The organism is Okeania sp. SIO2F5 (assembly GCF_010692685.1).
Lineage (GTDB): Bacteria > Cyanobacteriota > Cyanobacteriia > Cyanobacteriales > Microcoleaceae > Okeania > Okeania hirsuta.
On sequence record NZ_JAAHGU010000208.1, the window covers coordinates 1 to 9,330 of the forward strand.

General features: G+C 34.7%; 11 protein-coding genes. 6 read left to right on the top strand and 5 right to left on the bottom strand.

Annotated elements, in window-relative coordinates:
* Positions 1-63: 63 nt before the first annotated feature.
* The 4 genes from F6K27_RS31245 to F6K27_RS31260 all read right to left on the bottom strand — a co-directional run bounded on the left by F6K27_RS31245 (position 64) and on the right by F6K27_RS31260 (position 1,805).
* On the bottom strand, positions 64-510 hold the full coding sequence (locus F6K27_RS31245; protein WP_287279713.1) for a hypothetical protein: 447 nt from the start codon (positions 508-510) through the stop codon (positions 64-66).
* 2 nt (positions 511-512) lie between these two features.
* Positions 513-710 (bottom strand): hypothetical protein, encoded by a 198-nt coding sequence (locus F6K27_RS31250; protein WP_124147158.1) that lies wholly within the window; start codon positions 708-710, stop codon positions 513-515.
* 558 nt (positions 711-1,268) lie between these two features.
* Positions 1,269-1,481 carry a hypothetical protein gene (locus F6K27_RS31255; protein ID WP_124147159.1) on the bottom strand — a complete coding sequence of 71 codons (213 nt, stop codon included), beginning with the start codon at positions 1,479-1,481 and terminating at the stop codon, positions 1,269-1,271.
* Positions 1,482-1,493: 12 nt separating this feature from the next.
* Positions 1,494-1,805: a hypothetical protein gene (locus F6K27_RS31260; protein ID WP_124147160.1), complete on the bottom strand. Its 312-nt coding sequence runs from the start codon at positions 1,803-1,805 to the stop codon at positions 1,494-1,496.
* Positions 1,806-2,045: 240 nt separating this feature from the next.
* Here F6K27_RS31260 and F6K27_RS31265 point away from each other — a divergent pair, with 240 nt between their 5' ends.
* The 6 genes from F6K27_RS31265 (at position 2,046) to F6K27_RS31290 (ending at position 8,307) form a co-directional block, all read left to right on the top strand.
* The gene (locus F6K27_RS31265; protein WP_287279714.1) at positions 2,046-4,031 is read left to right on the top strand and encodes a serine/threonine-protein kinase; all 1,986 of its coding nucleotides are present in this window, start codon (positions 2,046-2,048) and stop codon (positions 4,029-4,031) included.
* A 430-nt stretch (positions 4,032-4,461) separates the two neighbouring features.
* Entirely contained in the window at positions 4,462-4,884 is a 423-nt protein-coding gene (locus F6K27_RS31270; protein ID WP_287279715.1) for a hypothetical protein, read from the top strand.
* 16 nt (positions 4,885-4,900) lie between these two features.
* The gene (locus F6K27_RS31275) at positions 4,901-5,473 is read left to right on the top strand and encodes a hypothetical protein (RefSeq protein ID WP_287279716.1); all 573 of its coding nucleotides are present in this window, start codon (positions 4,901-4,903) and stop codon (positions 5,471-5,473) included.
* A gap of 78 nt (positions 5,474-5,551) precedes the next feature.
* Positions 5,552-5,887 carry a hypothetical protein gene (locus tag F6K27_RS31280; protein WP_287279717.1) on the top strand — a complete coding sequence of 112 codons (336 nt, stop codon included), beginning with the start codon at positions 5,552-5,554 and terminating at the stop codon, positions 5,885-5,887.
* Between the two features lie 168 nt (positions 5,888-6,055).
* Positions 6,056-6,568 (top strand): Uma2 family endonuclease, encoded by a 513-nt coding sequence (locus F6K27_RS31285; protein ID WP_353736097.1) that lies wholly within the window; start codon positions 6,056-6,058, stop codon positions 6,566-6,568.
* A gap of 557 nt (positions 6,569-7,125) precedes the next feature.
* Positions 7,126-8,307: a GNAT family N-acetyltransferase gene (locus F6K27_RS31290; RefSeq protein WP_124147165.1), complete on the top strand. Its 1,182-nt coding sequence runs from the start codon at positions 7,126-7,128 to the stop codon at positions 8,305-8,307.
* 811 nt (positions 8,308-9,118) lie between these two features.
* On the opposite strand, the gene F6K27_RS31295 is transcribed toward F6K27_RS31290, so the two are convergent.
* Positions 9,119-9,330: hypothetical protein (locus F6K27_RS31295; RefSeq protein ID WP_287279718.1), on the bottom strand; the 212-nt coding region annotated here is incomplete at its 5' end.

The following is a 9,330-nucleotide window of genomic DNA, read 5'->3' on the forward strand; positions in this document are numbered from 1 at the left end:
CCTTAAAACTTTAACCTTTAGCGATCGCCTAATTTATGAAAAATACAGCTCATACAGTTACTTTTATGTTACATTATCAATATTTATGTAATATGTAAAGATGCCAGCGCTCATTGCTATATCTTTTACTCTGTCGTTGGACTCAGGAGCTTCAAAAGCATAATATTCAATGATTTTGGCTATTATTACGTCTGAAAACTTTGTATGACCTTTGATCCACTTATCTCTGCTCGCTAAATCTGCTTTTGTATACCAACCAAGAAGTTGATAAATCTTATCTTGTAAATCTTTTTTTAATCCCGAGTTTCCAGTACCACATAATTTCGCTGTAGCGTTAAAAGTGAAATAAGCTTTGTCATCTCTTTCGCTGTAAGTAACTTCCTTCAGTATTGCTAGTGCATAAATCATCTCTCTAGAAGGGTAGCTTTTAACCATAGCAGTTTCTCTGATAGTCGGTAAAATTTCCCTCAGTATCCAGCGCTTAAATTCCTTCTCTCCTAAGGAATTCATTATTAACTCATATAGCCCAAATTCGGAAGTAACAATAATTTCTTGTTCGTCGTATATTTTTGCGTAATTTTGTCCTCATCGCTCAACCTACCATCAGGTATTTTTAAAATATCACAAATATCTTCCACAACAAAATAAGGTTCGTCACCGTCTCCAAAAATAACACGCACTTTATTGGAGTTGAAATTGTAAGTAAGCATAGGTTTTTTCTGTTAATTAATTAATTAATTGATTAAGGATTCAATTTCTCCTTAGCCATTAACCATTTTTCCATAGTGTGGAGGTATTGCTCAAAAATGAACCCAATTGAACTGGAGTAGCAGCATCTCAAAAAGGATGAATGTTCGGGTCAAAAGGAACCCGGTTTTGACAATAAACCTTATGTTTTAACAACAGACATTATTAATTTTCTTACTATAAAAGTTGCATCCCTTTTCCTTAAAGTATTTTTTAATTTAAACACTGTCTATATGAGAGATTCTTGTTACTGATAGCTGTTTACGCAGCATTACACAGGAAATTATTATGTTATTTTTCCACAAAAAATTTACTCTTTCTCATCTTGAATATTTTCAGCAACCTGTTCAATTTATGCCATTTCATCGATAATTTGTTTTGGTGTTAGTTTCTGATAATTTTGAATATAATTTAACTTCATTTCTTCCAATAAATCAGACAGTAAAGACTGCAGTTCATGCAATGTTGCTTCATCCTGAAGTTCTTGACGTAAAGCATCTTGAAATTGTTTAGCTAAACTGTCAAAAAGTTCCCTTTAAAGGACTAATTTTATTCTCAAAAAAATCAATTTCCTGAGTAACATTTTTTGACATTAAATAATCGATACTCCAGAAAGTTACAAAAGCTTTTCTTGTAGATTCAATCCTCACTCGTTTACGCATTCGTCGTTGAATTTTGGCAAAAGTGGCAAACTTATTACCTGCTATAAATGGGTCATCTTCTATTAAGGCCACACTCTTACTGCGTCAAGAAGTTAATAAATCTTTTGTAGTTGGGTCTAGGAGTCCTTTTTCTGGTAGTTGTGCCACCAATTGATTCACAGTAACAAGATAATTATCCGTCTGAATATTAGGTTCTATACCTTTGATTGGGTCATAAACTCTAACAACAGCAGGCAAATACCTAAAATAAATGTCCCGTAACGACACATAACTAATATTAAATAGTCCTAGAGTAAGATTCAAAAGAGCCAATAAAGCGATCGCTTTTGCCCATAATGGAACTTGCTGAGAAGGCTGAGAAACCTGAATATCATCAGTTAAATTAACATTTGACATAATTATTATTAGACATAAATTCGGAATAAGTTCAGTAATACCAGACTTATAGTTCAATTTAGGCTATTTACACTCTGTCCAAGGGAAGAATTAATATAGAGATATAGCACTACGCAAATAGTTTAGGACAATTATAAACACTCAAATTCAGTCAAGGATAACTTCTGACTTCTGACTTCTGACTTCTGACTTCTAACTTGCGCGTAGCTCTATAGTTGCCGAATCTTTTTAATACTTATAATGAGCTACTGTTTAAATCCTCAATGCCCAAATCCTCAAAATCCTGAAGAAATATTATATTGTCTAGCTTGTGGGTCAAAATTATTGCTCAGAGAAAGATATCGCCCTATGAAACCTATAGGTAGGGGTGGGTTTGGTCGGACTTTTTATGCCGTAGATGAAGATAAACCTTCTCACCCTCCTTGTGTAATTAAACAATTTTTACCTCAAAATACTGGCGACCCAAAAAAAGCTGCCGAGTTATTTCAACAAGAAGCAATTAGATTAGATGAACTTGGTCAACATCCACAAATTCCAGAATTATTAGCTCACTTTGAACAGGATAATAATCAATATTTAGTACAGGAATTTATTGATGGTTCTAATCTTGCTCAAGAGTCAACAAAAATAGGTCATTTTAACGACGGTCAAATCAAACAAATATTGAATGAATTATTACCAGTTTTACAGTTTATTCACGAACATAAAGTAATTCATCGGGATCTCAAACCAGAAAATATTATTCGTCGTAATTTTTTACCACAAACTACAGGATGGATGACTAATACAAATCGATTAGTATTAGTTGATTTTGGTGCAGCTAAAGTTATTACTGGAACTGCTTTAATGCAACCTGGAACAATAATTGGCAGTCCGGAATATGTCGCTCCAGAACAAGTAAGAGGTCATGCTATTTTTGCTAGCGATATCTATAGTTTGGGGGTGACTTGTATTCATTTATTAACTCAAGTATCTCCTTTCGATCTATTTGATGTAATGAAAGATAAATGGGTGTGGCGAGATTATTTGAATCAGTCTATTAATAGTATGTTAGGCAGAATTCTTGATAAAATGCTGGCAACTAACCCCAAAATGCGTTATCAGTCTGCTGCTGAGGTAATGAAAGAATTAAACTCAGAACAGAAACTCCCTACTCTCCCTAATATTTCTCCACCCACACCATCCCCAACCAGAAGACCAACACCATCTCCTACCCCCACCAGAGCGCCAATATCTACATATACACCCATTAGACAAACAAAAAATTCTATAACTGCACCGCCTCATGTTATCCAACCGACAATTATTCCTCAACCACAAAGGTCAACTTGGAAATGTGTATCGACCCTGACCGGACATTTTGACTCGGTAAATTCAGTAGCATTTAGTCCGAATGGAGAAATTTTAGCTAGTGGGAGTCGGGATAAGACTATTGAAATTTGGGATGTGAACAAAGGTAGACGTTGGTATACCCTGACTGGTCATGGCGACTCAGTACAAACTGTGGCATTTAGTGAAAATGGAGAAATGTTAGCGAGTGGGAGTCGGGATAAGACTATTGAAATTTGGGATATGAAGAAAGGCAAACGCTGGTTTACTCTCATCGGTCACTCTGACTGGGTGGATGCAGTGACATTTAGTCCAGATGGTCAGGTATTAGCGAGTGGGGGGAGAGATAAGGCAATTGAAGTGTGGAATTTACAGAAGGCAAAGCGGTGGTTTACTCTTGTTGGTCATGAAGACCGGGTTTATAGTGTTGCTTTCAATAAAGATGGTGAGATATTGGCAAGCGGGGGTCGCGACCAAACAATTAAAATATGGGATTTTCAGAAGGCAAAAGAGGTGTTTACAATTAAAGGCCATTCTGATTGGGTGCGATCGCTTGTTTTTAGTCCAGATGGTGGCACATTAGCTAGTGGTAGTAGGGATGGCACGATTAAGTTATGGCAGGTTTATGGAGGGGAACTTATTTCGACACCTATACAAAATTTGAAATATGGTATGAGCGATGTTTTGTCTGTTGCGTTTAGTCCAGATGGAAAAATTGTTGCGGGTGGGTATCGTAATGGGATTATTAATTTATGGGATGTTGTCACCGGAGAATTGTTGGAAACTCTTAAGGGTCATTCTTCTGATGTATTTTCGGTGATTTTTAGTCGGGATGGTAAGAGTTTAGCGAGTGGGAGTAATGATAAGACGATTAAAATATGGTGCGTTCCTGGGTAATGTAGCGCTACGCGCAAGTCAGAAGTCAGAAGTCAGAAGTCAGAAGTAATTCCTGACTAACTTTGAGCATTTATAAATGTCCGCCCCCTATTTGCGTAGTGCTATATAGTAGGCAATAGGCAAGAGTGGGAAAAGTATTTCTCTGTCTTACGGTTCATTATCAACATAAGTCTTAACTAACTCGTTCCTTGTTATATCATGTTCAGTTGAATACTTATTTTCAGGTAGCAGCTAAAACAGGAGTAGAGTTCAACAATTAATAATTAACAATTACCTATTATTAAAACGAATTAAGATTGATGCTTAAGGAAAAAAATTTATTTTTTATCGTTAATTGAAGTTGCTTTAAACCTTGATTATTCGGTAAAATACTTAGTTTTCTGTGTTATACTTAAACATGAAAAATTTATTTATAAATTAAATACTTTCTATGGTAGATACAGCAGCATTAGTAACACTTTTGGCTCCCTACTTGCCATCCTTAATTAAAGGAAGTGAAAAAGTAAGTGAAGGGCTTTTGCAAGAAGCTGGTAAGGATACATGGCAAATAGCAAAGGCTATTTGGGAAAAATTATGGCCAAAAATAGAGTCTAAAGAAGCAGCTAAGGAAGCAGTAGAAGACTTTGCTAAAGAAGTTAATGACAAAGATACAGAAGCAGCTTTCAGGCGACAATTGAAAAAAATACTGGACGCTGATGAAACCCTAGAAAAACAAGTAAAAAAATTAATGGAAGAAAATAATCCTACTTCCAAAAGCGTCAATGTTGAACAGACAGGAAATTTTAATCAAACAGCAGGAGACAGCGCAAAACAAATTGGTCAAATAGGTTCAGCACGCGATATTACCATGTAGATAGTTAGCATAAATAATGTCTGAGATTAATCAAAATGCTGGCGATAATTCTAATCAAATTGGTAGCATTAATAAAGCAAGAAATATTTACATCGGCTGTACTCTTCATCAAGGAGATTTAGATGATTCAACTTTACGCAGAATAGGCGTTTTAATTTTTCTTATATCAGTATTTTTGTTCTCGCTATTCATGGGAGGAGTTAATCTTTTTCCTTTTATTAATATTGGTTTTATTAGCTTTCCATTTGCGGATACTGGCAATTTAATTAAGTGTTGCTGGGGAGGAAGTTTTGAAAAGAAAATTAATTCTTATACACAAGAAGAACTACAACGTAAAAAAAGAAAGAATAATGCTCGTAGCAACAAAGAAGATATCAAAAATCTAAACAAGAAAGTTTATGTATACTGGCTGTGTCTAGAAATTATAGATAGACTTGGTGGTGTTAATTTTCAGGGACATAGAAGAATATTTGAAACTATCGATCTCTTGGAACAAAAAACAGTAGAAACTTTAGAAAAGCTTCGCAGGAAATACAAAAAAAATTTCAACTTTTACAAAACTAAAGTTATACCAAATAACTATGTATAATTCAACAAAATTATTCGTGAAATATATCGTAAAACAAAAAATACTCCAGGTATAAAATACGAAAATATTTTGAAACAGGTGGATCGAGAAATCGAAAGTAATTACACAAAAATTTGTCCGTCTATATTGAAAAAATTGTATACCACAAGACAATTAATTGAGATATCTTTAGCTTCAGATATAAGAAACAAAGCAGAAAATAAGTATATTTGGGATGTAAACAATAAAATTTATCATTACAGTAAAGACTGTCAACATTGGAAAGCATTAATGTACGACTATTTAATTAATTATGATGCACAACGTGAAATAATTGTTAGGGAAAACGAAGATGATATTCATAGGGAAAGTGAATTACGCGGCCAACAAATAAAATTATGTGGCACTTGTGATAAAATCATGTCTCAGTTGTGATGGTAAAGAAGATAAATAAAACTACAAAGTGTTTATTTTTGACAATAAATTACTAGATTAAAAATCTATGTAAGTTTTTCTTGGTTGTTGTTATCAATCAAGAATTCAGCTTATCTAATAGAATATAATACTGCATTTCAATATGTCATCATATATTAAAGGAAAAAAATGCTGCTAGAACTCAAAAGATTAACCGTACCACCAGGGCAAAAAGTGTTGTTAAAAGATGTAAGCTGGCAAGAATTTGAAGAAATTCTCAAAGACTTAGGAGAAAGTCGCGCCTCTCGAATAGCTTATGCAAATAACACTTTAGAAATTATTACTCCATTACCAGAACACGAACTTAGCAAAGAAATTATTAGTGACTTAATAAAAGCGCTTCTAGAAGAGCTAGACAGAGAATTTTTAACTCTAGGTTCCACAACTTTCAAAAATGAGCAAATGGCAAAAGGAATAGAACCTGATAATTGTTTTTATATTGAAAATGAAGCTAAAGTTCGTGGGAAAGAACGCCTAGATTTAACTATCGATCCACCGCCTGATTTAGCTTTAGAAATATATATAACTTCTCGTACTCATCTGAATATTTATGCCAATTTAGGAGTAGGGGAACTTTGGCGATTTGAAAAAGGAAAATTACAAATTTATGTTTTAGAAAATAACAAATATATAGAATCATAAATTAGCCCTAATTTTCCAGATTTACCCTTAACTGAAGTAATTCCAGAATATAGTATTCGCTGTCAAAATATGGGTATAAATCAAACCATGAAAACTTTTCGGAATTGGGTAAGAGAACAAATTATTAGTTAGTAAAGTAGGTAAATAGTTATTTTCCTATTTCTTCTATTTCAAATTAGCTTTATAGCAGTACGTTTTTTGGTGTTTTACAATAAATTTTGGTTGTAAAGGAGTAGTAAGGATGTCTTTCAGTTTCTCCCCCACTCCCCACTCTTTTTATCTAATTACCGAAAAATTGTGGTTTAAAGCTTCCTCCTTTAAGGGGATAAAAAGAAAAATTTTCCTTTGAGTCAATCCTCTTCTTTTAAAGGAGAGGTAATTATTAATTATTAATTGTTGAAACCGATGCTACCGGACATGATATCACCGCATTCTCCTGTAAATCGCCCTATCGGCGGCTCCCCTATCTAACTACTTCTTCAAGCACGGCCAACAAATGCACAATAAGTTGAGAATAGATTAACTTAGATATCGGATACGCCAATAAAGAGTTAAACATGATTCAACAGCCTAAACCTCAATATTCTCTAGCCTGGATTGGCAAAATTGCTGAAGTCCCTAAACCAGAGTGGGATGCTCTGGCCCAACCTTTAAAAACTCCCTTTCTAGAATGGGACTGGCTGCATAATATGGAAACTTCTGGTAGTGTGGGTGGTAGAAGTGGATGGCTACCGCAACATTTAACAGTATGGCGAGATAGACAACTAATAGCAGCAGCTCCACTTTATATTAAGGGACACAGTCAAGGTGAATTTGTTTTTGACCATCAATGGGCCGAAATAGCTTACCGCTTAGGTATTGAATATTACCCGAAGTTATTGGGAATGTCGCCTTTTACTCCTGCTGAGGGATATAGATTTTTAATATCGCCTGGGGAGGATGAGGATGAAATGACAGCTTTGATGGTCAGGGAAATCGATCATTTTTGCGATCGCCATCATATTTCTGGATGTCATTTTCTCTATGTCGATCCAGAATGGCATCCTGTACTGCAACGTAATGGTTTTAACAGTTGGCTACACCATAGTTACATTTGGCAGAATCAAGGTTATCAAACTTTTGATGACTATCTCAAAGTATTTAATGCTAATCAACGTCGTAATATTAAGCGGGAACGTAAAGCAGTAGGAAAAGCTGGTTTACAAATGCAGACTTTCACTGGGGATGAAATACCGAAAGCTCTGTTTTCTAAGATGTACAGTTTTTACGAGAGTACCTGCGATAAATTTGGTTGGTGGGGTAGTAAATATTTGACGAAGCGATTTTTTGAACAATTACATCACGACTTTCGCCATCGAGTATTATTTGTGGCAGGTTACAGTGAGGAGGACGACCGCTTCCCTGTAGGAATGTCGTTTTGTATTACTAAGGGCGATCGCCTTTACGGTCGTTATTGGGGCAGCACTTACGAAATAGATTGTTTACATTTTGATGCTTGTTATTATGCTCCGATAGAATGGGCGATCAACCATGGTATTAAGACTTTTGACCCTGGTGCTGGTGGGCGTCATAAAAAACGGCGTGGTTTTCCAGCAACACCTAACCATAGTATGCACAAATTTTATCATAATCGTTTGTCAAAAATCTTCTTGTCCTACATTGGGCAAGTTAATGAAATGGAACAGCTAGAAATGGAGAGAATTAATGAGGATTTACCTTTTAGTCATGGTAATTCTTAATGGGACTTACACAAAATAAAGCCAGAAAATAGGATCAAATATAGATGGGCAGAGGCTTTGATGTCAAAAAGGTATAAATCCTGAATAAGCACGGGTTCTAGCCATTTTTAAGGCATCGACGTAATTCCCTTGTCTAGACTGACTTTGAAGCATTATTTCCTACCAAAAAATGTTTAATATCATGTCCGGTAGCATCGGTATTGTAAGCGTGAAAGTAAGGAAGAAGGAAGAAGGAAGAGGGAAGAAGGCTTAAAAGCTTGGAAAAACGTAAATTTCCTGTAAATATTCACCCTTGGTTTTACACAAACGATAAAGTGCGGACATGATATAACTACCATTAACACGTAAGAAAAAAGGGGATGGAAGAAAAAAGAAGGTAATAAATCAAGCAATTATTATCTCAGCTATCAGCAATTATTAAATACCTAAAGGTTGTAAGTAGATCGGAACTTCTACTAAAAAACATCTTCCTTCTTTCTCTTGTAGTTTGGCAAAGTTAAATTTTATCTAGTTATATAAAATACGAAAAATAATGCTAAAATTTCACAAAAACTGAAAATTGAGTGAGACGAGATAGTAAAATAACAATTTTATATAAAATACTTTTAAAAATAATATTCGCTACACATAAAACGTTTTTGGAGGTAGTTTAATATCTGATAACATATCCGTTATAGATGTTTATTGTAACAGTTGTTGAATATTTTTATCAGTTAAATCGTATTTATTAGCAATAGTAGTTATCGGTTTTTTACCTAACTGAAAAATCACATTTTTATGAAAATTATCTACTTGAATAAAGGTCGGATATTCAGAATTTCGTAATATCTAATAACCATCCGGATGTTGAATCCAATGCACCTGTGATTTTAGTTGCATATATTTGAGTTATACAGCTCACGGGGTGACAAGGTAGCTGAAAGCTATATATAGAGATGGACTTATCGAATAAGCTGAAGAATACTTCCACTAAAAGAGAACCATTATTGAGAATAGATGAGGGTGTGGTGCGATCGCACCACA

Coding starts and splice junctions, on each gene's coding strand:
- F6K27_RS31250 (WP_124147158.1), bottom strand. CDS start 710: ATGCTTACTTACAATTTCAACTCCAATAAAGTGCGTGTTATTTTTGGA.
- F6K27_RS31260 (WP_124147160.1), bottom strand. CDS start 1,805: ATGTCAAATGTTAATTTAACTGATGATATTCAGGTTTCTCAGCCTTCT.
- F6K27_RS31285 (WP_353736097.1), top strand. CDS start 6,056: ATGCTGCTAGAACTCAAAAGATTAACCGTACCACCAGGGCAAAAAGTG.
- F6K27_RS31245 (WP_287279713.1), bottom strand. CDS start 510: ATGAATTCCTTAGGAGAGAAGGAATTTAAGCGCTGGATACTGAGGGAA.
- F6K27_RS31275 (WP_287279716.1), top strand. CDS start 4,901: ATGTCTGAGATTAATCAAAATGCTGGCGATAATTCTAATCAAATTGGT.
- F6K27_RS31290 (WP_124147165.1), top strand. CDS start 7,126: ATGATTCAACAGCCTAAACCTCAATATTCTCTAGCCTGGATTGGCAAA.
- F6K27_RS31265 (WP_287279714.1), top strand. CDS start 2,046: ATGAGCTACTGTTTAAATCCTCAATGCCCAAATCCTCAAAATCCTGAA.
- F6K27_RS31270 (WP_287279715.1), top strand. CDS start 4,462: ATGGTAGATACAGCAGCATTAGTAACACTTTTGGCTCCCTACTTGCCA.